The following is a 22,223-nucleotide window of genomic DNA, read 5'->3' as shown; positions in this document are numbered from 1 at the left end:
TGGTCGGGAAGAGTACTCACTGCTGCTCCTTGGACTTGAAGGGTGGAAGCGGCTGCAGGATCAAACCTCTGATCTCTCGCGGGCAACACCTCAGTTATCGATACCCAGCGTACCTGATACGCTGGGTATCGTGAATCAGATCATGGCGCCCATGAGACGCCCCACCGCGGACGGACGTTCCAGCAGGTGGTCAAAACATCGCGAAGCCCGCCGCGCGGAGCTGATCAGGACTGCGCGCAAGGCAGTCCACAGGATCGGTCCGGGCGCTTCCATGGAGGACATCGCTTCGGCGGCAGATACCTCAAAATCCGTCTTCTACCGTTATTTCGGAGACAAAGCAGGTCTGCAGCGTGCAATGGGCGAGGTTGTGGTGGGTCGCATGCAGGAACACCTCATCGAAGCCGCGCGGAAGGCCAGCACGCCGAGGGACGGTCTGCGGGCAATGGTTTCTGCGTACCTGCAGATGGCTTCATCCTCGCCGAGCGTCTATGTTTTCGTGACCCAGCCAACACCGGATTCGGCGTCGACGTTGGACGCGTCGCCCACGCTCAGCTCCTTCTTCGACGCCATCTCGGTCATGCTCGCCAGCCCCATGGAGGAATACCTCGCCCAAGAACCGCCGGCGGCAGCTATTCCACAACCGCTGGCTCTTTGGCCCCGCGCCGCCATCGGAATGGTCCGTGCCGCGGGCGAACAATGGTTGTCGACGCCTCCCGGCCCGGCCCGGCCCACTGAGCCTGACCTCGCAAACTCCATTACTGCCTGGCTCTTTGATGGCATCGCTGCCGCCGTGCCGAGCGCACCCCTTGCCCATACCTCCCGCCGCAATCCACGTTCGAAGGACGAATCATGACCCAGACCGCAACGCGTCCCGAATTCTCGGTCCCCGCGACCCTTCCAATCCACGACGACGACGCCGCCGTCGTTGACGTTGCAGCGTTGGGCGAGCAGTTGCTCGGCCGGTGGGCCGACTCCCGCCGCGCTGCACGCGCGCTCGCAGCTGATCCGTCGCTGCATAAGGCTGAGGGCGCATCCTGTGCGGAGCACCGCGCACGCTGTCTGGACCAGCTTCACCTTCTGGTTCAGAACAAAGCGGTGCACCGGGCGTTCCCCACGGAGTTGGGCGGGTCGGATGACCACGGAGGGAATGTCGCCGGCTTTGAAGAACTGGTGGTTGCCGACCCCTCTCTCCAGATCAAGGCAGGTGTCCAGTGGGGCCTGTTCGGGGCCGCAGTGCTGCACCTCGGAACCGAGGATCACCACCATCGGTGGCTCCCAGGCATCATGAACATGGAAATCCCCGGGTGCTTCGCCATGACGGAGACCGGGCACGGATCAGATGTCTCCAGCATCGCTACCACTGCCACCTTCCACCCGGAGAGCGAAGAGTTCATCCTCCATACGCCGTTCCGTGCAGCGTGGAAGGACTACATCGGCAACGCGGCCAGCGATGGAAAAGCAGCAGTTGTCTTCGCGCAACTGATCACCCGCGGAGTAAATCACGGCGTGCACGCCCTGTACGTTCCCCTGCGGGATGAGAAAGGAAACTTTCTGGACGGGATCGGCGGCGAGGACGACGGGCTGAAGGGCGGTCTGAATGGCATAGACAACGGACGGCTCCACTTCACGCAGGTGCGGGTTCCCCGGGAGAACCTCCTGAACCGCTATGGGAATGTCGCAGCGGACGGAACCTACACCTCGCCGATCGAATCTCCAGGCCGCCGCTTCTTCACCATGCTTGGAACCCTCGTTCAGGGTCGCGTTTCACTCGACGGCGCTGCCGTAGCCGCCAGCAAGCTGGCCATGAAGACTGCGATCCAGTATTCGGTGGAACGGCGCCAGTTCAGCACTACCTCCGAGTTGTCCGAGGAAGTACTCCTCGACTATCAGCTGCACCAGCGTCGGCTCTTCCCCCGCCTGGCAACCACCTATGCCGCATCCTTTGCACACGAGGAGCTGCTGGCGAAGTTCGACGGTGTGTTCTCCGGTGAACATGACACCGACGAAGACCGCCAGGACCTGGAAACCCTCGCTGCAGCGCTGAAGCCGCTCTCCACCTGGCACGCTTTGGACACGCTGCAGGAATGCCGGGAAGCCAGCGGAGGGGCAGGCTTCCTCACCGAGAACCGGTACACCTCGCTGCGGGCAGATCTCGATGTCTACACCACCTTCGAGGGCGACAACAACGTGCTCCTGCAACTCGTGGCCAAGCGGCTCCTCGCTGACTATGCCAAGGAATTCCAGGGAGTTGACTTTGGGGTCCTCGCGCGCTTCGTCGCAACTCAGGCAGCAGACCGGACCCTTCACCGAACGGGCCTGCGGCGAGTGTTGCAGACGGTCGTTGACACCGGTTCGGAGCGAAAATCCGCCATTGCCCTGAGGGACGAGGGAACACAGCACGAGCTGCTGTGCGGCCGCGTTGACACCATGGTCGGCGAACTCGCCGGAGAGCTCCGGGGCGCGCGCAAGCTTCCGCCGGCGAAGGCCGCCAAAATCTTCAACCAGCATCAGCAGGAACTGATACAGGCTGCACGCGCGCACGCCGAACTTCTGCAGTGGGAGGCGTTCACAGCGGCGCTCGCCAAGACCGAGGATGCAGGAACGCGGCAGGTACTCACCTGGCTCCGTGACCTGTTTGGGCTGTGCCTCATCGAGGACAACCTCGGCTGGTACCTGATGAACGGCCGGCTGTCAGCCCAGCGCGCCCGCACCCTCGGCCCGTACATCAACCGGCTGCTCCTGAAGCTGCGGCCGCACGCCGTCGATCTGGTCAACGCGTTCGGGTACGGCCCTGAGCATCTGCGGGCGGCCATCGCAACGGGGGCCGAGCGTGAGCGGCAGGAGGAATCCCGCGCCTACGCACGGATCCAGCGAGCCAGCCATGATGCGCCGCTGGACGAGAAGATCCTGATCGCGCGCAAAGCTCAAACCCGCTAGAGAACCGATCGGTAAACACTCAGCGTGGACTCTGCAATAGAGTCCCAGGAAAAGTGCTCCTCCGCCCGGATGCGTCCGCGCCCTCCCATGGCGCGGGCGCGTTCCGGATCGGCAACCAGCGCGTTGAGTGCCTGCGCAAAGTCATTCACGAACCCCTCTGGATCAAGTGGGGTTCCTGTTCCGTCCTGAACCTGCTCGAGGGGCACGAGTACGCCCGTTACGCCGTCGTCCACCACTTCGGGGATGCCGCCTGTTGCGCTCGCTACCACCGCAGCACCGCAAGCCATCGCCTCAAGATTCACAATGCCGAGCGGCTCATAGATTGAGGGGCAGGCGAAGACGGTTGCGTGGCTGAGTACCTGGACCAGCTCATTCCGCGGGAGCATCCGCTCAATCAGGATCACTGAACCGCGCTGCGCACGCAGATCGTCGATCAGGCGGGCGGTCTCGGCGGCAAGTTCCGGCGTATCTGCCGCTCCCAGGCACAGCACCAACTGCACGTCTGCTGCCAGCTTCGCAGCAGCGCGCAGCAGGTACGGAACACCCTTCTGACGGGTGTTCCTGCCCACGAAAACCACGCTGGGACGGTCTGGGTCGATTCCCAGCGCACGGACGGCGTCGTCATTGCGGTCTGCAATCCACGCTTTGGTGTCAATCCCGTTGTGCACAACCTGCACTCGGGCAGGATCAACCTCCGGGTAGCAGCGCAGAATGTCCTGACGCATGCCGTCGGAAACCGCGATCACCGCCGCAGCAGACTCATATGCTGTTTTCTCCACCCAGGACGAAAGCGCATAGCCGCCGCCGAGCTGCTCGGCCTTCCACGGACGCAACGGTTCCAGGCTGTGTGCACTGAGCACGTGCGGGATGCCGTGCAGGAGCGAGGCGAGGTGGCCCGCCATATTGGCATACCAGGTGTGGGAGTGCACCAGGTCCGAACCGCTGATGCCCTGCAGGATGGACAGATCCGTGCCCAGGGTCTGCACCGCCGCATTTGCATCCGTCAGCCCGTCAGGGACGCCGTAGGTGCTCACGCGGGCGCCGTGATAGTCCGCTGGACGTTCTGCGCCGAAACAGTGCACGGCTAAATCGACGCGCCCGGCGAGCACGCGAGCCAATTCCGCTACGTGAACGCCTGCGCCGCCGTAGATCTCGGGCGGGAACTCCTTTGTCACAATGTCTATTCGCACAACTACAACGTAGTGCAGGGCGGGCGAGTCCTCTAGTGTGAGTCGAACGTGGTCATACTCAAGGACGAGCGGAAGGGGTTACCCGTGGCAGTCAAGAAAGTGCTTGCGGTGGTACTGGCAGGCGGCGAAGGAAAGCGGCTCATGCCGCTCACGGCGGACCGGGCCAAACCTGCGGTTCCTTTTGCCGGCAGTTACCGGCTCATCGATTTCGCGCTGTCCAATGTGGTCAACTCCGGCTATCTCCAGATTGTGGTGCTCACCCAGTACAAGTCGCACAGCCTGGACCGGCACATTTCCGAGACCTGGCGCATGTCCACCCAGTTGCAGCAGTACATCGCCTCCGTGCCCGCGCAGCAGCGGCGCGGCAAGAGCTGGTTCCTGGGCAGTGCCAACGCCATTTACCAGTCTCTCAACCTGATCCATGACGCGCGGCCGGACATCGTCGTCGTCATCGGAGCGGACCACGTCTACCGGATGGACTTCGAGCAGATGGTGCAAGCGCATCAGCGCAGCGGGGCGTCGGTGAGCGTCGCAGCTGTGCGGCAGCCGCTTCATCTCGCTAACCAGTTCGGCGTCATCGAAGTCGATTCCAATGATCCCGGCCGCATCTCGGCTTTCGTCGAGAAGCCCGAGACAACGCCCGGACTTCCCGATGACCCCAACAGCTTCCTGGCGTCCATGGGCAACTACGTCTTCAATACGGACGCCCTGATCGAAGCCCTCGAGGTTGACGCCGCACGCCTCAACACCAAACACGACATGGGCGGGGACATCATCCCCCACTTCGTGGAGCGTGGAGATGCCGCTGTGTATGACTTCACCACCAACGAGATTCCCGGATCGACCGATCGGGACAGCCAGTACTGGCGCGATGTCGGCACGCTGGATTCCTACTATGACGCCACCATGGATCTCATCACCCCGCTCCCGTTGTTCAATCTGTACAACCTCGAGTGGCCGATCTACACCCGGCAGAGCATTTCCCCGCCCGCCAAGTTTGTCCGGAGCGCGAGCGGCGTTTCAGGTGTCGCGCACGATTCGATCGTTTCGAACGGCGTCGTCATTTCCGGTGGTGCGGTGCAGGGATCGGTCCTGGCCACGGACGTTTTCGTCGACGAGGGAGCCGATGTGACGGGCTCCGTCCTGCTCGATCACGTGGCGATTGGTTCAGGAGCGGTTGTCCGGAAGGCGATTATCGACAAGAACGTCCACATTCCCCCCGGTGCCAAGATCGGCGTGGACCGCGAACTGGATATCAGCCGCGGATTCACGGTGACGGAGTCCGGACTGACAATTCTCAGCAAGGGGCAGGTAGTCGAGAGGTAACGGGAGATTGCGCAGCGCGGCGGTGGGCCGCGGTCCGTTTACCCCGCAGCGCGGCGGTGGGCCGCGGTCCGTTTACCCCGCAGCCCACCGTCAGGCTACGCGGGTGATTTCCACCGTCACGTTGAGTGAGGACCCACCGCCGCCCGAGAGGATGCCCTTCAGAGGCGAGACATCGCGGTAGTCACGGCCCCGCGCCACAGACACATGGAAGTCGCTGACGGGGCCGCTGTTGGTCGGGTCCCAGCCGCGCCACTCGCCGTCCCACCACTCGACCCAGGCATGGGACTGTCCCGCCACCGCCTCACCGACTGCCGCCGTCCTGCGCGGGTGCAGGTATCCCGAAATGTACCGGGCGGGAATACCGAGGCTGCGCAGTGCGCCGATCGCGACGTGAGCAAGGTCCTGACAAACCCCCTGGCGCTCGGACCAGGCATCACGGGCGTTGGACTGCACACCTGTAACGCCCTGCACGTACTTCATCTCGCCCTTGAGCCAATCAAAAACGGAGTGCGCGGCGGCATGGGGGTCCTCGCCGCCGACGACATCCCGGACCAGCGAGCGGATTTCAGCATCGGGTTCCGTCAGAGGCGTGTCCGGAAGCCAGTCAGCGTAATCGTTCACAACTTCGTCGGAGCGCAGGTGCTGCCAGCTCACCACTTCCTCCGGAGCTGGAATGCGTTCAGTGCGGCTGACTTCCACGAGGGTCCGCGCCGACACTTCCAGCCGGTCGTGGGGCACGTGGACATCGAACGACGTCACACGGGTACCCCAGTAGTCACGGTAGGTGGCCATTGATGCACCGGACGGATTGAGGGTGACCGTTGATTCGAGCACCACCTGCTGAGAATCTGTCAGCGGGGTCATGCGCGCTTCGTTGTAGGACAGCGACACACGGCGCAGATAGTCGTAGCCGGTCCGGTGTTCAATCAGCAAGCGGCTCATGAGACCTCCCCTACCCAGGACAGTTCCGCTGCCTGCGAGAAATACGTGCGTGAGACGGCATCAGAGGCACGCGCACACGCCTTCTGGACTCTTTCCATATGCTCGGGCAGCTCCAGCATGAGGTCGTCCGTCTGATGGAACTCAAGGAAGGTGCGGGCCTGGCCCACGATCCTGCTGGCGTCATTGATGAAGCCGACGCGCTGGTAGGCCGGGTTCAGGTTCGCGAGGCACTTCTCGGCATCACTCAGGGCGTAGACGATCGAACGCGGAAACAGCCGGTCCAGCAGGAGGAACTGAGCCGCGTGCTGTTCGCCGAAGGATGCGCGCCGGGTTCTCAGGAACGACTCGTACGCGCCGGCGCAGCGGAGCATGTTCACCCACGACAGGCCGGATGCGTGAACGTCACGCGTGGAGAGCATCCGGGCAGTCATGTCTGCCCGTTCAAGACTGCGCCCGAGCACCAGGAACTGCCAGCTCTCATCGTGGCTCATGGTGGTGTCCGAGAGACCGCGCACCATGGCGGTGCGTTCGATGACCCAGTGGCAGAAGCGGTAGGTCCCGACTACGTCTTTCCGATGCTGCGTTAGTCCGTACCAGGTGGTGTTGAGCCCCTCCCATACGCTTCCGGACACCGTTTCCCGGGCCCGACGCGCGTTCTCCCGTGCAGCGCCGAGGGCTCCGGCGATGGAAGTAGCGCTGCTGCGATCGAAGGCGAGTGCCTCGATGAGATCAGGCAGGCCGAAGTCATCAGACTCAGGTTTGCTGCCCATAACTCCGAGCAGCTGCCGCGAGACGTCCCGCTGAACGGGACGAGGCATCTGGTTCAGCCGTTCAAGGTGAACATCGAGGATACGGGCGGTGCCGTCAGCCCGCTCAACGTACCTGCCGATCCAGAACAGCGACTCGGCAATCCGGCTAAGCATTGTTGTGCACCTCTCCTTCACCGCTGTTCTGATGGAGCCCATGCAACTGCTGTTGCTGTTGTTCGGGTTGCCGGTCCCGCCACCCCGTCTCAACGGGCCACACACTGACCCGCTCGGTCACCGGAGCGGCTTCGGGACGGACGGGCGCGCTGTCTGACTGGCCGTCGACCACCCAGGTATCCTTCGATCCGCCTCCCTGGCTGGAGTTCACGATCAGTGAGCCCTCCTTCATGGCTACCCGGGTCAACCCTCCGGGCAGGACCCACACGTTCTCACCGTCATTCACCGCAAACGGACGAAGATCAACATGGCGGGGACCGAACTGACCGCCGGACATTGTGGGCACGGTGGAGAGCTGCAGGACAGGCTGCGCAATCCAGCCCCGGGGATCGGCCAGAATCCGGTTCCGGAGTGCGGCAAGCTCGTCCGCCGTCGCATCAGGACCAATCACCAGACCCTTGCCGCCCGATCCGTCCACGGGCTTCACCACCAGCTCGTCGAGCCGGTCCAGCACTTCCTCCCGGGCAACTGGTTCCTCCAGCCGGAAGGTGTCAACGTTGGCGATGATCGGCTCCTCATTGAGGTAGTAGCGGATCAGGTCCGGCACGTAGGTGTAAACGAGCTTGTCATCGGCCACACCGTTTCCTACCGCGTTAGCGATGGTCACAGTGCCTGCCCGCGCCGCGTTGACGATCCCGGGACAACCGAGCACCGAATCCGCCCGGAACTGCAACGGGTCGAGAAATTCATCGTCGATGCGCTTGTAGATCACATCCACGCGCTGTTCCCCGGCCGTCGTCCGCATGTAAACCCGGTTGCTCCGGCAGATGAGGTCCCGTCCCTCGACGAGCTCCACGCCCATAAGCCCGGCGAGCAGGGTGTGTTCGAAGTACGCCGAGTTGAACACGCCGGGCGTGAGCACGACGACGGTGGGGTCCTCCGCTCCGGGCGGCGCTGTTTTTCGCAGCGCTGCAAGCAGACGGCGCGGGTATTCCTCGACCGGACGGATGTGCTGCTGGCCGAAGGCCTCGGGCAGCCCCTTTGCCATGGCCCGGCGGTTCTCCAGCACGTAGCTGACGCCGCTGGGGACCCTCACATTGTCCTCGAGGACGCGGAAAGTGCCTTCGGCGTCCCGCACCACGTCGATTCCGGAAATATGCACGCGCACCCCTCCGGCCGGATCGAAGCCGGCCACCTCCCGGTGGAAGTGCGCCGAGGAAGTGATCAGGCGGCGGGGAATGACGCCGTCGGTCACGACGCTCATCTTGTCGTAGATGTCGTTGAGGAAGGCTTCGAGTGCGTGTACCCGCTGCGTCACGCCGCGTTCAAGTGAGTCCCAGTCGGACCCGGCTATGACGCGAGGCACGATATCAAGCGGGAAGGGTCGCTCCTCCCCCGCAAAATCGAAGGTGACTCCGCGATCGAGGAACGTCCGCGCCATCGAGTCCGCCCGGGCGGTCACATCGGCCAGGTTGAGTTCTTCAAGGGCGGCAGCCACGGGTCTGTATTCAGAGCGCGGTTGATTGGCGTCGTCGAACATCTCGTCGTAAGCGACGGTGCGGCGTGCGACGGTTGCGTAGTCTTCAAAGAGCTCGGACATGGCTCCACATTGCCATGTATCGGACGTGTTTACCTACCGGCGCCACGGACCGGCTGCGCGCCGTCGTGCCCTCGACAGCCATCGCGGCTGGCCGCACCGATCATGGTTGAATAGGCCGGTGCACAACGAGAATCTGCGCCGCGATGAGGCGGCGGACCGGTCAGCAATCATCACCGTCTCCAGCTATGACATCACGCTGGATGTAAGCGCCGCGGAGGATGCCGGCAGTACCGGGTTCTCATCGCGGACAGTTGTGACGTTCGACTGTTCCTCCCCCGGTGCCGACACTTTCCTCGACTTCATTCCCGCCAGGGTGCAATCCGTCACGCTCAACGGTGCGGTTCTGGATCCAGAGCAGGTTGTTGACGGCGCGCGCATCATGCTCCCCCAGCTTGCTGAGCAGAACACCGTGATCGTGGACGGTACGGCGCTGTACAGCCGCAGCGGCGAGGGTATGCACCGCTTCGAGGATCCCGCCGACGGTGAGACGTACCTGTACACCCAGTATGAGCCAGCCGACGCCCGCCGTGTCTTCGCCTGTTTCGAACAGCCCGACCTCAAGGCGTCCTTCAGCTTCCACGTTCGCGCCCCGGAGCGGTGGACCGTCGCATCGAACGGCGCCGAGACCAGCCGCGACCAGCACGACGACGGCTCCGCGACCTGGCACTTCGCGCCCACCATGCGCATCTCGACCTACATCACGACGGTCCTGGCCGGTCCATACGAATCCGTGACTGACGAATGGACCGGCATTCTGGACGCCGGAGAGGTGCTGACCATTCCCTTGTCCCTGTTCTGCCGCCGGTCGCTCAGCGCGCACCTCGATGCGGCGCGGATCTTCGACACCACGCGCCGGGGACTCACCTACTTCCACGACCTGTTCCAGTACCCCTACCCTTTCGGGAAATACGATCAGGCCTTTGTGCCCGAATACAACCTCGGCGCCATGGAAAACCCCGGTCTGGTGACCTTCACCGAGTCCTATGTGTTCCAGTCGAGGGCCACGCACGCGCAGTACGAGGCGCGGGACAATACGATCATGCATGAGATGGCGCATATGTGGTTCGGCGATCTCGTGACGATGACCTGGTGGGATGATTTGTGGCTGAAGGAATCTTTCGCTGACTTCTCGGGAGCGCTCGCGGTAGCGGAGGCGTTGGATTCGCCGACCTCGTGGGTCACCTTCGCCACCCGGCGCAAGGCCTGGGCCTACCTGCAGGATCAGCTGCCTTCCACCCACCCGATCGTCGCGGACATCGTGGACCTGGAAGCCGCGAAGCTCAATTTCGACGGCATCACCTATGCCAAGGGTGCCTCGGTCCTGAAGCAGCTCGTGGCCTACGCCGGTTTCGAAGCTTTTGCGTCCGCGGCACGGTCCTACTTCCGCAAGCACGCCTTCTCGAACACCACCCTCGATGACCTGCTGGGAGCTCTCAGTGAAGCCTCGGGCAGGGACATGTCGGACTGGGCACAGCGGTGGCTGCAGACCTCTGGAGTTCCGCAGCTTGCCGCTCAGGTGGAAACCGACGACGACGGCGTCTATACCTCCCTGGCGATCCTCCAGCAGGCGCTCGACCCCGTGAGTTCAACACCTGCTCCCCGCCCGCACAGCGTCCGTTTAGGGCTCTACTCGCTTGATCCGAACGGCAGGCTGCTCCGCACCGCCTCCCACGATGTCCTGCTGGACGGGGACCGCACGGAGATTCCCGAACTCATCGGCAGCGCACAGCCCGATCTGCTGCTCATCAACGACGATGACCTGACCTATGCAAAGCTCGTCTTCGATGATCGCTCCCTCGCAACGCTTCTGTCCTCCGCGGACCGGCTGGAGGAACCCCTGGCGAGGGCTGTATGCCTGGCTGCATTGTGGTCCTCGACTCGTGACGGCATTCTCAGCGCAGACGACTACGTGGAGGCGGTCGGGAGGACAGCGCCGGCCGAGGAGGGCGTAGGGATTCTCCAGCAGCTGCTTCAGAACGCCCGGCACGCCGTCGAACACTATGCTCCGGTCCCGGCACGGATGGCTCTGCGCGAGCGCTTCACGCGCTTCCTGCTCCGCGGGCTGGAAGCCGCCACACCCGGTTCTGATCATCAGCTGGTCTGGGCACGGGCGCTGGCCGCAACCGCCCGGAAGACAGCAACCCATGCGCCCCTGGTGCGCGGCCTGCTGGAAGGCACGGAGACTGTTGACGGTTTGGTGATCGACGACGAACTCACCTGGCAGCTGTGGCAGGCGTTGGCGGCGCAGAACCTTGCCACGGTTGATGAACTCGAAGCCGCCCTCCAGCGTGACCGCACTGCATCGGGCCGAACCGGCTTCACGACGGCGTGCACGTCGTTCCCGGACGCTGCCGTCAAGGCCAGAGCGTGGAAGGAGGCCGTCTTCGGTGATCGGTTGTCCAACGAATTGCTCAGCGCCACCATGGTCGGTTTCCAGCAAGGACCGTCGGAACTGCGTGAACCGTATGTCGATGCCTATTTCCAGGAGATTGAGAGGGTATGGCGGGAGCTGCCGATTGAAATGTCGGCAAGGATTGTGCGTGGACTGTATCCCGGCGATCAGGACCTCGCCGAGGGATCTGTTCCTGAAGACCATCCGGTGCTGGTGCTGACAGATTCCTGGCTGGATGAACACGCGGGGTCACCTCAATCCCTCCGGAGGATCGTGGTGGAGGAACGCGACCACCTGCTGCGCGCGTTGCGGGCTCAACAGGCCGCGGGCTGACGAATCAGGGCACGCGGTAAAGCCATTCGTCAGTACCGAACTTCTCCTCGACCAGCATCTGCGCCGTTGCCAGTTCGGTCTCTGTCAGGATCCCGTCTACGGCCTGGTAGCGCTCCCTGAAGGTTTCGCTCAGGACCTGGATGATTTCCTCCCGTGTCAGTCCGGTCTGCCGACGAAGGGGGTCCACCCGCTTCTTGGCGCTCTTGATTCCCTTGTCGGAGAGCTTCTCGCGTCCGATCCGGAGGATCTCGAGCATTTTGTCGGCATCGATGTCGTAGGACATCGTCACGTGGTGGAGCATGCCGCCGTTGCTCAGCCGTTTCTGCGCCGCGCCGCCGATCTTGCCGATATCCGTTGCAATGTCGTTGAGCGGCTGGTACCAGGCGGAGATCCCCAGCTTTTTCAATCCTTCCATCACCCAGTCATCGAGGAACGGGTAGGAGTCAGCGAAGCTCATTCCATCCACCAGTGACTGCGGGATGTAGAGCGAATAGGTGATGGCGTTGCCGTGCTCCATGAACATGGCTCCGCCGCCGCTCATGCGGCGGACCACGCTCACCCCGTGGCGACGAACCGCGTCAGCGTCTACCTCGTTGCGCATGGACTGGAAGCTGCCGATGACCACCGAGGGGCTTTCCCACTCCCAGAAGCGCAGGGTTGGGTTACGCAGGCCGGCACCCACCTCACGGGTCAGCACCTCGTCCATCGCGACGTGCATGGCGGTGGGAAGCGGCGTGGGACCGATGATCTCCCACTGGTGGTCAGCGAAGCCGGAAGCCTTTCCGAGCGCCCTGCGGACGGCGGTGGCGACTGCTTCCGGCGAGAAGCCGAAGAGTTGCGCATCCGGTCGCAGCTCCCGTCGGATCGCCGATGCCAATTCGCCGTGGGGAGTATCGGTCTCAAGCCCTTCCAGGGCGGCATTGATGTCATCCAGCGCCTCGTCCGGCTCCAGGAAGAAATCACCGTTCACCGACACCTGACTCAGCTTCCCGCCTGCGACGTCGGTGTCCACCACTACCAGCTTGCCGCCGGCAACCTTGTATTCACCGTGAAATTCCCGTGTGGCCCCGTGATCCATGATCCTCCTGCTGCACCTTCCGGCTACCCCTTGGTATACGGCTTAAAGCGCTGGGCCCGAACCGGAAATTCCGGTTCGGGCCCAGTAACACTGTTCAGGCGAACTACTTCTTGCCGAAACCCTTGAAGCGCTGGTTGAAGCGCTCGACGCGGCCGGCGGAGTCCATGATGCGCTGCTTGCCGGTGTAGAACGGGTGGGACTCCGAAGAGATTTCCACCTCTACCAGCGGGTAGGTGTTTCCGTCTTCCCATTCAACCGTCTTGTTGGAAGTAACGGTTGAGCGGGTGAGGAAAGACTTCTCAGAAGCGAGGTCGCGGAAGACGACCGATGCGTACTTGGGGTGGATATCAGACTTCATGGGAGTACCTTCTGTAGTTGCCTGGATTTTGCCAGGCACCGGTGGTTTGAAAGTTGACGGCCCGTAGGCCAGCAACCAACTCTACCGCACGCGCGGGGGATCCGCGAAAGAGCTCTCGGAGCGCTGGACCGCACTCGACCTGCACTCCCAGAAAGCGACGGCGCCTGCCGCTGCGACGTTGAGGGAATCCACGGCGGAACTCATCGGAATCCTGACGGAGATATCTGCTTGTTCGAGTGTGGATTGCGAGAGCCCTTCACCCTCAGTGCCCAAAATGAGGGCCAGTCGGTCCGGATCGCGCTGCGACAGCTCCTGCAGCTCGAGCGAATCCGGTGCCAGGGCCAGTGCCGCCACCAGAAACCCGGACGCGCGTAGCATTGCGATGCTGCCCGGCCACGAGTCCAGCCTCACCCACGGCACCTGGAAGACCGTTCCCATGCTGACCCTGATAGCCCTTCGATACAGCGGATCAGCGCAGCGTGGCGTGATCAGGACCGCATCCACGCCGAGCGCCGCTGCGGAACGGAAAACCGCGCCCAGGTTGGTGTGATCCACCATGTCTTCGAGGATCGCCACGCGGTGCGCGCTATGCAGCACATCCTCCAGTGCCAGCGGAGCAGGGCGATTCATGGCCGCCAGGGCGCCGCGGTGAAGGTGGAAGCCGGTGATGTCCTCCAGTACCGACTCGGACCCGACATAGGCAGGTGTGTCCGGGAAACGGGCAAGGATGTCTTCGAGGTCCGGGAGCCATTTGTCCGTCAGGAAGAACGATCGCGGCGTATGCCCGGCGTCGATGGCCCGCCGGAGCACCTTCGTGCTTTCGGCGATATACAGGCCCTCAGCCGGCTCGCGGCGCCGACGCAGCTGCGTATCGGTCAGTCCGGTGTAATCAGTAACCCGGGGGTCTGCCGCGTCGGCGAGGCGCTCCAGGGCCACGCTAGCTCACCAGCCGCACGATCATGACGTAGAGCGCAACCAGGCCGAGAACCACAATGACGCTCCGCAGAATGAGGGGGGAAAGGCGCCGGCCGACCTTGGACCCGATAACCCCGCCCACAAGGGAACCAACGGCGATGAGCAGGACAACCCACCATTCGATGCGATCGAAGGCAAAGAGCATGTAGGAGACAGCTGCGATCAGGTTCACCCCAAGCACAAGGACGTTCTTCATCGCGTTGGCTGACTGCATGGTGCCGGAAAGAAAAATGCCCAGGATCCCCACCAGCAGAATGCCCTGCGCGGCGACAAAATATCCGCCGTAGACGCCGGCCAGGAAGACGAGCACCGTCAGTGCCAACGGATGGGATCTTGTGGGCGCTTTGGTCTCAGCGCGCCGCCGCACCCAACGCTGCAGTTTCGGTTGGAAGATCACAAACCCGAGCGCGACCACGATCAGGAACGGCGCCACCAGCCCGAAGACGGTCTCGGGGAGGTTGAGAAGGAGGGCCGCACCGGCAATGCCTCCGAGCAGCGAAGCTGGCAACAGCCGGGCCAGGGTTCGGCCGTTGCCCTTCAGCTCTTCCCGGTACCCCCACGCGCCGGTTACGTTGCCGGCCACGAGTCCCATGGCATTGCTGATGGTGGCGGTCACCGGGGCATACCCCAGGGCAACCAGAATGGGGAACGTCACCAGGGTGCCGGAACCGACGATCGTGTTGATGGTTCCGGCCCACAAACCGCCGAGTAGGATCAGCGCATCGCGCCACAGGTCCACGAAGTATCTTCCGCTGCTAGGACCGCGCGACGGCGCTGTAACGGCCATCCCGTTGGGTAACTTCGAGAGGCATGTCGAACGCCAGGCTCAGGTGTTCGGCCACCAGCACATCACCGACGGGTCCAGCCGCCACCACTGAACCCTCACGCAGGAGCATCGCGTGAGTGAAGCCCGGAGGTACTTCTTCGAGGTGATGCGTCACCAGGACGATCGCCGGCGAATCCTCATCCGCAGCAAGTTCGCTGAGGCGCGCGACGAGGTCCTCGCGCCCGGCCAGATCCAGGCCGGCGGCAGGCTCATCGAGCAGGAGCAGCTCCGGGTCAGCCATCAGGGCACGCGCTATCTGGACACGTTTGCGTTCGCCCTCGCTCAGCGAAGAGAAGGGTCTGTTCATCAGGGTGGACACACCCCAGGCGTCGAGCAGCCGGAAGGCCCGACGCTCATCCAGCCGCTCATACTGTTCGCGCCAGCGGCCGGTCACTCCATAGGAGGCAGTAACGACCACATTGAGCACGGTTTCATGTTCCGGGATCTGGGACGCTAACGCCGCCGAGGCGAGGCCGATACGGGGCCGCAGCTCGAAGACGTCGACCGCTCCCAGCACCTCGTCGAGGATTCCCGCCACGCCGCGCGTTGGGTGGATCCGCGCGCCTGCGATCTGCAGGAGCGTGGTTTTGCCCGCGCCGTTGGGGCCCATAACCACCCAGCGCTCGCCCTCACGGACCTGCCAGTTGACGTCGTCCAGGAGCGCTTTTCCTCCGCGGACAAGACTCACCCCGGAGAGTTCCAGAACATCACTCATGACAGTAGACACTAGGCCAAGAGCAGCCTTGAACGTTAAATGAACAGCGGCGGCATGACCGGAAATCCGTATGGCCCGTCACCGGTTTCACCGCCGCCGGGCAGGGGATCATAATGACAAAGGAGATTCGGATCGAGGAAAGGCCGTTGGCGCACGTGGCGGAGATGTTCAGGGTGGTCAGCTTCGGCGCCCGGTTGGAGGATGCTCACTGCTTGCGGGTGCGCCGCGCCCTGCAGGAAAGTGGCGCCGTCGTCGTCGGTGAAAGCCGGAACGACGACGGCCGCTACCAGGTTGCCTGCCTGACCGTCAGTTCCGATGACGGCATCGATACGCTTCGCACGACGGTTGCGCCGCTATTGTCAGATGAAACGGGCATCGCGGTGGTGCCTACGGCGCTCCTCGGCGAGGGAACCAAACTGCTCATCATGGATGTGGACTCGACCCTCATCAAGCAGGAGGTCATCGAGCTCCTTGCAGCACACGCCGGCCGGGAAGCGGAGGTTGCTGCCGTCACGGAATCCGCAATGCGCGGCGAACTGGATTTTGCACAGAGTCTGCATGCGAGGGTAGCCGTGCTCGCCGGGCTGACTGAGGGTGTCATCGATGATGTCGGCACCCGGATCGAGCTGAGCGAAGGTGCAGAACATCTGGTCGCGGCATTCCTGGATGCTGGTCATGTTGTTGCGGTGGTTTCGGGCGGATTCAGCCAGATCCTCGAGCCGTTGGCCGCGCGCCTGAACCTCACCCATGCCAAAGCCAATGAACTGGGCGTGGACGCCGGCACGCTCACGGGTTCAGTGATCGGTCCGGTGGTGGACCGGGCGGAGAAGGCACGGTGCCTGCGGGCATGGTCCGAGGCCGCCGGGATACCGCTCGAACGTACGGTGGCAGTGGGCGACGGCGCCAATGACCTGGACATGCTGGCCGCTGCCGGGCTTGGCGTCGCGTTCAACGCCAAGCCGGCGGTGCGGTCAGCCGCTGATGTTGCGGTGAATTTTCCCTATCTTGACGTGGTCCGCCACTTCGTGCGGTTGTAGGTCCATGCTCTTCGCGGCAGCCGGCTAAGGGCTAGCGCGTGAAGTGCTCAGCTCCGCCTACGTACTCTGTGTGGCCGGTGGGAACATCAGCGGTTGCCATGGCAACAATCTCGGCCGCGAACTCCTCCACCGTGTAGAGGCGTCCGGCCTCCTGCCGGCGGGCCTCGATGGCGCCCGGCGCCGCGCGGTCGAGCAGGGTAGCGGTGACCGTGCCCTCGATCATGTCTCCGGAGACGACGACGAAGCTGATGCCGCGTTCGGTCAGCGCCGGAACCATCTCCCGAAGCGCATCCTCACCAGCGCGCTTGCTGCGCGCTACCGGCTCGTAGGCGTCCATCGTTTCCACCGTGTTGATGAAGTGGGCCTGGTGGCTCGTGACAAAGACGACACGGGAGCCGGCGGGCATGGCGTCAAGAGCTGCTGTGAGCATGCCGACCTGTGCGTCCCGGTTCAGCTTGAGCGCGTAGTCCTCCCCGAGGCCGGACTCCATACCGCCGGAGGCATTGAGGACCAGCAGGTTGAGTCCACCGAAATTCTGCACAGCAGCGTCCACGAGTGCCTGTGCGCCGTCCTGGGCAGTCAGGTCCGAGCCCACTGCCACGGCACGGCCGCCGGCGGCCTCGATGCCCGCGACCACCTTGTTTGCCCGGGGCGCCTTCTGCCGGTAATTGACGACGACGGCGGCGCCCTGCGCGGCCAGGAGCTTTGCCACCTCAGCGCCGATTCCGCGGGACGATCCCGTGACGATTGCCGTTGTGCTGTCCAGTGCGCCCATGTCCGGGGCCCTCCTTGATTCGGTTGTGCCTTTGGCTGTGTAGTGCGAAGAACTGCTGTGGTGGTCAGTGACCCATTCCGAGTCCGCCGTCAACGGGGATGACGGCCCCTGAAATGTAGGCCGCCTCGTCGCTGGCAACCCACCGGACCACGTTGGCAACCTCGTCTGCATCCGCGAACCGGCCGGCCGGGATGGAGGAGAGGTAGGTCTGCTGGGTTTCGGCCGGAAGCGCGGCGGTCATGTCCGTGTTGATGAAGCCGGGAGCAACCACGTTGCAGGTGATTCCCCTCGATCCGAGTTCCCGCGTCAGCGAGCGTGCGATTCCCACGAGACCGGCCTTGGACGCCGAATAATTGATCTGGCCCGGCGCTCCATACAGCCCGGACACTGACGAGATGAGGACAATCCGGCCCTTTCGCAGGCGAAGCATCCCCCTGCTGGCCCGCTTGATCACCCGGAAGGAGCCGGTGAGGTTTGTGTCTACGACGTCCGTGAAATCCGTTTCACTCATCCGAAGAAGCAGGGTGTCCCTGGTGATACCCGCGTTCGCGATCAGCACCTCAACAGCGCCGTGGGTGTTCTCAACTTCGCTGAAGGCGGCATCGACCTGCGCGTTGTCCGTGACGTCCGCTTTCACCCCGAGCATCCCGGCCGGAACATTGCCGCTTCGGTACGTGATGGCCACCCGGTCACCGTTGGCGAGGAAGGACTGAGCAATTGCCAGCCCGATCCCCCGGTTGCCTCCCGTTACCAGGACGCTGCGTCCGGTTTTCTTCTCGGGCGTTCCAGCGGTGTCTTGTTCCTGCACGGAGGGTCCTTTCGGAGGGAGCGGTGCTGAGCATCCGTTCGATCCTATCTGCACTGACCGATGTTGCCGGGAACTTTAAGTGGGGGCTCGGGAGTGAGACAATGGAGTAGTCCCCTTGGAGTGTGATGATCAAGCTGAGCCTTCAGTCAAAGCGCCGCCCGGAAATCCATAACATCAGTGATGCCCGCGAGGCGCACAGCGATGACATGCGCCAGCGGATGATCAAGTATTCCGTGTCCATGGGAATTCGCATGGTCTGCCTGATCCTCGTTTTCGTGGTGGAGGGCTGGCTGCAGTGGGTCATGATCGCGGGAGCCGTGTTCCTTCCCTATTTCGCGGTGATCATAGCGAATGGTGGAAGCGACACCAGCAACCTCGCCCACAGCGATTCGCTGCTCGACCGTGCTCCTGCCGCGGAACTGGAAGCACCGGCACCGGCGGCAGTGAAAGAGGAGCCCGTCACGCTGCAGGGCGAGATCATCGAAGACGAGCCGGAGCTCGATCAGGAAGCAGGGAAGCAGGAAGGAACATCGTGAGCATCTTCGACCAGTTGCCGGGCGCAGTTCCCTCAACAGCACAGTCTTCAACCAGGGCTGCATCTACAGCGCACGGCAACCCCATCTGCTCCCGGAAAGCCTGCGGACAGAGTGCGTCCTGGCAACTCCTCTGGAACAACCCCCGCATTCACACTCCTGAGCGCAGAAAGACGTGGCTGGCCTGCAGCGAGCACCGCGAGTGGCTGGAGGAGTACCTCACCACCAGAGGACTCTGGAAGCAGACGCTGCCGCTGGAAGGCAGTCCGGCGGCGTCGTGAAGATACTGAAATACCTGGCGACACCCCGCTGGTTCGGCTGGTTGGCGCTCGTTCTGGTGCTGGCCGCAGCCTGCAGCGCACTGGGGCTGTGGCAGTTGGACCGGCGGGACCAGGCGGCGGCTACTGTGAACACGGTCGAGGCAAACTATGATCTCGCGCCGATCCCCTACTCGCCGTCGCTGTTTGAGTCTTTCGATGGGGCAACGGAATGGGCGCCTGTCACGCTCGTCGGACACTATGACTCCGCCAACCAGCGCATCGTACGTAACCGGCCGCTGGGCGGCCGGCCGGGCTACGAAGTTCTGGTTCCGTTGAAGCTCCAGGACGGCACCGCCGTCGTCATCAACCGTGGGTGGTTGCCCATTGGCAACGACCGCGCGGGCCGCCCCGATACTGTGCCGCCTGCTCCGGACGGTGAGGTGACCGTCGTCGCGCGTATCCGCCCGGCAGAGCCGGCCCTGGACCGGTCGGCGCCGGCGGGCCAGCTGGCGTCCATCGACCTGACGGCCTACGAAGCGCAGCTAGAGTACCCCATCGCCACCGCCGCTTACGGGCTGGTGGCCAGCGAAACGCCGCCTCCGGCAACAGCGCCGGTTCCCCCCGCCAAGCCTGCCATCGACCTTGGACCGCACCTGTCCTACTCGATGCAGTGGTTTGCTTTCGGGGTGCTGCTGTTCGTAGGGCTCGGCTATGCAGCGCGGCAGCAGTACCGCATTGACCACGAGGACCCGGACGCAGAGCCGGTGCCTGCCCGCGCACGACGGCGGCCCTCGGCTGAGCAGGAAGAGGATGCGATTCTGGACGCCCAGGGACTCTAGGCGAGCGTCACCAGGTCAAGGTAGTCGTCGTTCCAGAGGTCTTCCACGCCGTCAGGCAGCAGCACTACCCGTTCCGGGTTCAACGCGTCCACAGCGCCCTCGTCGTGACTGACGAGCACCACCGCGCCGGAGTAGTTCCGCAGGGCTCCCAGGATTTCCGCGCGGCTTGCCGGGTCCAGGTTGTTGGTGGGCTCATCGAGCAGCAGCACATTGGCGGATGATGCCACGATCGTTGCAAGGGCGAGGCGGGTCTTCTCGCCGCCCGAGAGGACTCCTGCCGGCTTGTCGACGTCGTCTCCGGAAAACAGGAAGGAACCGAGAATGCCGCGGACCTCTGCGTCCCGCATGTCCGGTGCCGAAGACCGCATGTTCTCGAGGACGGTGCGCTCAGTGTCAAGCGTCTCGTGCTCCTGGGCGTAGTAGCCCACCTTCAGTCCGTGACCGGGGATGATCTCGCCGGTATCCGGCTTGTCAACCCCCGCAAGCATGCGCAACAGGGTGGTTTTGCCCGCACCGTTCAGCCCGAGAATCACCACCTTGGAGCCGCGGTCGATGGCCAGATCGACGTCGGTGAAAATTTCCAGCGAGCCATAGGACTTGCTCAGACCCTCTGCCGTCATCGGCGTGCGGCCGCACGACGCCGGTTCGGGGAAGCGCAGAGCTGCGACGCGGTCCTGTGCGCGTACGTCATCGAGCCCGGAGAGCATCCGCTCAGCCCGCTTTGCCATATTCTGGGCAGCGACCGCCTTGGTTGCCTTGGCGCGCATCTTGTTGGCCTGGTCAATCAGCACCTGGGCCTTCTTTTCGGTGTTGGCCCGTTCCCGCTTGCGCGCCCGCTCATCGGTCTCACGCTGCTGGACGTAGCGCTTCCACCCCATGTTGTACAGGTCGATGGTGGCCCGGTTCGCATCAAGCTGGAACACCTTGTTGACGGTCGCTTCAAGCAGCTCCACATCGTGGCTGATGACAATCAGCCCGCCCTGGTGATTCTTCAGGAATTCCCGCAGCCAGGTAATGGAGTCAGCGTCCAGGTGGTTGGTCGGCTCATCGAGGAGCATGGTTTCAGCGCCGGAGTAAAGGATGCGCGCGAGCTCCACCCGTCGGCGCTGACCGCCCGACAGTGTTTTCAGCGGCTGGTTGAGGATTCGTTCCGGAAGCGCGAGATTCGAGGAGATAGCAGCCGCCTCGGCTTCTGCCGCGTAGCCGCCGTGAGCGAGGAACTCCGTCTCCAGGCGGTCATAGCGAGCCATAGCCTTGTCCCGGACGGTGGTATCTTCACTGGCCATCTGGTCCTGCGTCTCACGCAGCTTCCGGACAACAACGTCCAGGTTGCGGGCAGAGAGGATCCGGTCACGGGCCAACTGCTCCATGTTGGGAGTGCGCGGGTCCTGCGGCAGGTAGCCGATCTCCCCGGTGCGGGTGATGGTGCCGGCGGCCGGCAGACCCTCCCCCGCCAATACCCGGGTCAGCGTTGTCTTGCCGGCGCCGTTTCGCCCGACGAGCCCGATCTTGTCTCCCCGGTCCACCCGGAAGGACACCTGATCCATGAGCAGCCTTGCGCCCGCGCGCAATTCAAGATTCGACACGGTAATCACGGTGGCTGGGCCTTTCCTGTTCCGGCGCTGTAGGCCGGACCTCAATGTTGTAGGAAACCTACAAAAGCGTTTGCTTCTTTCCGCACTAATCTCGGTAAGTAACAGCTCACCGTTGTGTAGATCTCACAGAAAGCGTCACGATGCAACAGACGAATCCGGCTCCGCATTCCACACCCGCCGATACTCCGGCACGGGCTCGTTCTTCCTGGAATGCGACCGATCTCTCGCTGATCGCGGTCTTCGCAGCCGTCGTGGCCGCCAGTGCCATCCTACCCGCTATACCGGTGGGGCAGGTGGGGGTGCCGATCACTTTGCAGACCCTGGCAATCATGGTGACCGGAATTGTGCTCGGGCCGTGGCGGGCGGGCGCAGCCCTCAGCCTGTACGTGGCCGTTGCGCTCGCGGGACTGCCGATCTTCAGCCAGTTCCGAGGTGGTATCGGTGTCCTCTTCGGCCCATCAGCCGGTTACATCATCGCCTTCCCCATTGCAGCCTTCGTGGTCGGCTTCCTCGCACGCATCGTCTTCCGCCGGTTTTCCCGCTACCGGTTCCTTGCACTCTTCGTTGCCTGCACTGTGACGAGCCTGCTCATCACACATCCGTTGGGAATCATCGGCATGATGATCAATGCAAAACTTGACCTCGCCGCTGCCATCGCAGCCGACGTCGTCTTCCTCCCCGGGGATGTCCTGAAGAACCTGGCGGCCGCTGCAATCGGGCTCAGTGTTCTCAAGGCGTTCCCCCGTCTCCAGTCCCGTTCAGCCCGCCGGCGCTGAGGTAG

General features: G+C 63.5%; 21 protein-coding genes. 9 read left to right on the top strand and 12 right to left on the bottom strand.

Going from position 1 to position 22,223, the window contains the following annotated elements:
• Positions 1–151: 151 nt before the first annotated feature.
• Both AC1MBU_RS10190 and AC1MBU_RS10185 read left to right on the top strand, forming a co-directional pair.
• A complete protein-coding gene (locus AC1MBU_RS10190) occupies positions 152–853 on the top strand; it encodes a TetR/AcrR family transcriptional regulator (protein ID WP_479787142.1) in 702 nt (233 codons plus the stop codon).
• Positions 850–2,937 (top strand): acyl-CoA dehydrogenase family protein, encoded by a 2,088-nt coding sequence (locus AC1MBU_RS10185; RefSeq protein ID WP_277357151.1) that lies wholly within the window; start codon positions 850–852, stop codon positions 2,935–2,937. The genes AC1MBU_RS10190 and AC1MBU_RS10185 overlap by 4 nt, the downstream gene beginning before the upstream one ends.
• Here the strand turns inward: AC1MBU_RS10185 and glgA are convergent.
• Entirely contained in the window at positions 2,934–4,127 is a 1,194-nt protein-coding gene (gene glgA / locus AC1MBU_RS10180) for a glycogen synthase (RefSeq protein ID WP_277357152.1), read from the bottom strand. The genes AC1MBU_RS10185 and glgA overlap by 4 nt on opposite strands.
• 141 nt (positions 4,128–4,268) lie before the next feature.
• On the opposite strand from glgA, the gene AC1MBU_RS10175 reads away from it, so the two are divergent.
• Positions 4,269–5,453, top strand: coding sequence for a glucose-1-phosphate adenylyltransferase (locus tag AC1MBU_RS10175; RefSeq protein WP_479789766.1), 1,185 nt, complete (start codon positions 4,269–4,271; stop codon positions 5,451–5,453).
• A 90-nt stretch (positions 5,454–5,543) separates the two neighbouring features.
• On the opposite strand, the gene AC1MBU_RS10170 is transcribed toward AC1MBU_RS10175, so the two are convergent.
• From AC1MBU_RS10170 to AC1MBU_RS10160, 3 genes are read right to left on the bottom strand one after another with little or no spacing between them, the layout of a single operon-like run.
• Positions 5,544–6,395, bottom strand: a complete 852-nt coding sequence (locus tag AC1MBU_RS10170) for a transglutaminase family protein (protein ID WP_346028277.1) — start codon at positions 6,393–6,395, stop codon at positions 5,544–5,546.
• The gene (locus AC1MBU_RS10165) at positions 6,392–7,318 is read right to left on the bottom strand and encodes an alpha-E domain-containing protein (RefSeq protein ID WP_277357154.1); all 927 of its coding nucleotides are present in this window, start codon (positions 7,316–7,318) and stop codon (positions 6,392–6,394) included. Before AC1MBU_RS10165 ends, AC1MBU_RS10170 begins: the two co-directional genes overlap by 4 nt.
• A complete protein-coding gene (locus tag AC1MBU_RS10160) occupies positions 7,311–8,918 on the bottom strand; it encodes a circularly permuted type 2 ATP-grasp protein (RefSeq protein WP_479787135.1) in 1,608 nt (535 codons plus the stop codon). The genes AC1MBU_RS10165 and AC1MBU_RS10160 overlap by 8 nt, the downstream gene beginning before the upstream one ends.
• A 118-nt stretch (positions 8,919–9,036) precedes the next feature.
• Between AC1MBU_RS10160 and pepN the strand changes: the two genes are divergently transcribed.
• Entirely contained in the window at positions 9,037–11,643 is a 2,607-nt protein-coding gene (pepN, locus tag AC1MBU_RS10155) for an aminopeptidase N (RefSeq protein WP_479787133.1), read from the top strand.
• A 4-nt stretch (positions 11,644–11,647) separates the two neighbouring features.
• Here pepN and lplAB read toward each other — a convergent pair whose 3' ends face one another.
• The 5 genes from lplAB to AC1MBU_RS10130 form a co-directional block, all read right to left on the bottom strand.
• Positions 11,648–12,721, bottom strand: a complete 1,074-nt coding sequence (gene lplAB, locus AC1MBU_RS10150; protein ID WP_277357157.1) for a lipoate-protein ligase LplAB — start codon at positions 12,719–12,721, stop codon at positions 11,648–11,650.
• Between the two features lie 103 nt (positions 12,722–12,824).
• On the bottom strand, positions 12,825–13,079 hold the full coding sequence (locus tag AC1MBU_RS10145; RefSeq protein ID WP_056547629.1) for a type B 50S ribosomal protein L31: 255 nt from the start codon (positions 13,077–13,079) through the stop codon (positions 12,825–12,827).
• 81 nt (positions 13,080–13,160) lie between these two features.
• Complete coding sequence (locus AC1MBU_RS10140) at positions 13,161–14,015, bottom strand: TrmH family RNA methyltransferase (protein WP_277357158.1); 855 nt, start codon at positions 14,013–14,015, stop codon at positions 13,161–13,163.
• Position 14,016: 1 nt separating this feature from the next.
• A complete protein-coding gene (locus AC1MBU_RS10135) occupies positions 14,017–14,793 on the bottom strand; it encodes a sulfite exporter TauE/SafE family protein (protein ID WP_056547625.1) in 777 nt (258 codons plus the stop codon).
• Positions 14,794–14,809: 16 nt separating this feature from the next.
• Positions 14,810–15,595 (bottom strand): ABC transporter ATP-binding protein, encoded by a 786-nt coding sequence (locus AC1MBU_RS10130; protein WP_346028281.1) that lies wholly within the window; start codon positions 15,593–15,595, stop codon positions 14,810–14,812.
• Positions 15,596–15,750: 155 nt separating this feature from the next.
• On the opposite strand from AC1MBU_RS10130, the gene serB reads away from it, so the two are divergent.
• The gene (gene serB, locus AC1MBU_RS10125) at positions 15,751–16,632 is read left to right on the top strand and encodes a phosphoserine phosphatase SerB (RefSeq protein ID WP_404800680.1); all 882 of its coding nucleotides are present in this window, start codon (positions 15,751–15,753) and stop codon (positions 16,630–16,632) included.
• A 31-nt stretch (positions 16,633–16,663) separates the two neighbouring features.
• Here serB and AC1MBU_RS10120 read toward each other — a convergent pair whose 3' ends face one another.
• Positions 16,664–17,407, bottom strand: coding sequence for an SDR family oxidoreductase (locus tag AC1MBU_RS10120; RefSeq protein WP_056547622.1), 744 nt, complete (start codon positions 17,405–17,407; stop codon positions 16,664–16,666).
• A gap of 64 nt (positions 17,408–17,471) precedes the next feature.
• On the bottom strand, positions 17,472–18,215 hold the full coding sequence (gene fabG / locus AC1MBU_RS10115; RefSeq protein ID WP_056547620.1) for a 3-oxoacyl-ACP reductase FabG: 744 nt from the start codon (positions 18,213–18,215) through the stop codon (positions 17,472–17,474).
• 125 nt (positions 18,216–18,340) lie between these two features.
• On the opposite strand from fabG, the gene AC1MBU_RS10110 reads away from it, so the two are divergent.
• Genes AC1MBU_RS10110 through AC1MBU_RS10100 form a run of 3 tightly spaced genes read left to right on the top strand, consistent with a single transcriptional unit; the run spans position 18,341 to position 19,847 of the window.
• Complete coding sequence (locus tag AC1MBU_RS10110) at positions 18,341–18,751, top strand: DUF3099 domain-containing protein (RefSeq protein ID WP_277357161.1); 411 nt, start codon at positions 18,341–18,343, stop codon at positions 18,749–18,751.
• Positions 18,748–19,029 (top strand): hypothetical protein, encoded by a 282-nt coding sequence (locus AC1MBU_RS10105; RefSeq protein ID WP_404800677.1) that lies wholly within the window; start codon positions 18,748–18,750, stop codon positions 19,027–19,029. Before AC1MBU_RS10110 ends, AC1MBU_RS10105 begins: the two co-directional genes overlap by 4 nt.
• Positions 19,030–19,031: 2 nt before the next feature.
• On the top strand, positions 19,032–19,847 hold the full coding sequence (locus tag AC1MBU_RS10100) for an SURF1 family cytochrome oxidase biogenesis protein (RefSeq protein WP_479789764.1): 816 nt from the start codon (positions 19,032–19,034) through the stop codon (positions 19,845–19,847).
• Here the strand turns inward: AC1MBU_RS10100 and AC1MBU_RS10095 are convergent.
• A complete protein-coding gene (locus AC1MBU_RS10095) occupies positions 19,844–21,442 on the bottom strand; it encodes an ABC-F family ATP-binding cassette domain-containing protein (RefSeq protein ID WP_277357162.1) in 1,599 nt (532 codons plus the stop codon). The genes AC1MBU_RS10100 and AC1MBU_RS10095 overlap by 4 nt on opposite strands.
• A gap of 140 nt (positions 21,443–21,582) precedes the next feature.
• Between AC1MBU_RS10095 and AC1MBU_RS10090 the strand changes: the two genes are divergently transcribed.
• The gene (locus AC1MBU_RS10090; protein WP_277357163.1) at positions 21,583–22,218 is read left to right on the top strand and encodes a biotin transporter BioY; all 636 of its coding nucleotides are present in this window, start codon (positions 21,583–21,585) and stop codon (positions 22,216–22,218) included.
• Positions 22,219–22,223: the final 5 nt, after the last annotated feature.

This window comes from Arthrobacter sp. PTI12 (genome assembly GCF_056679915.1).
This window is presented reverse-complemented; position numbering and strand designations above follow the sequence as displayed.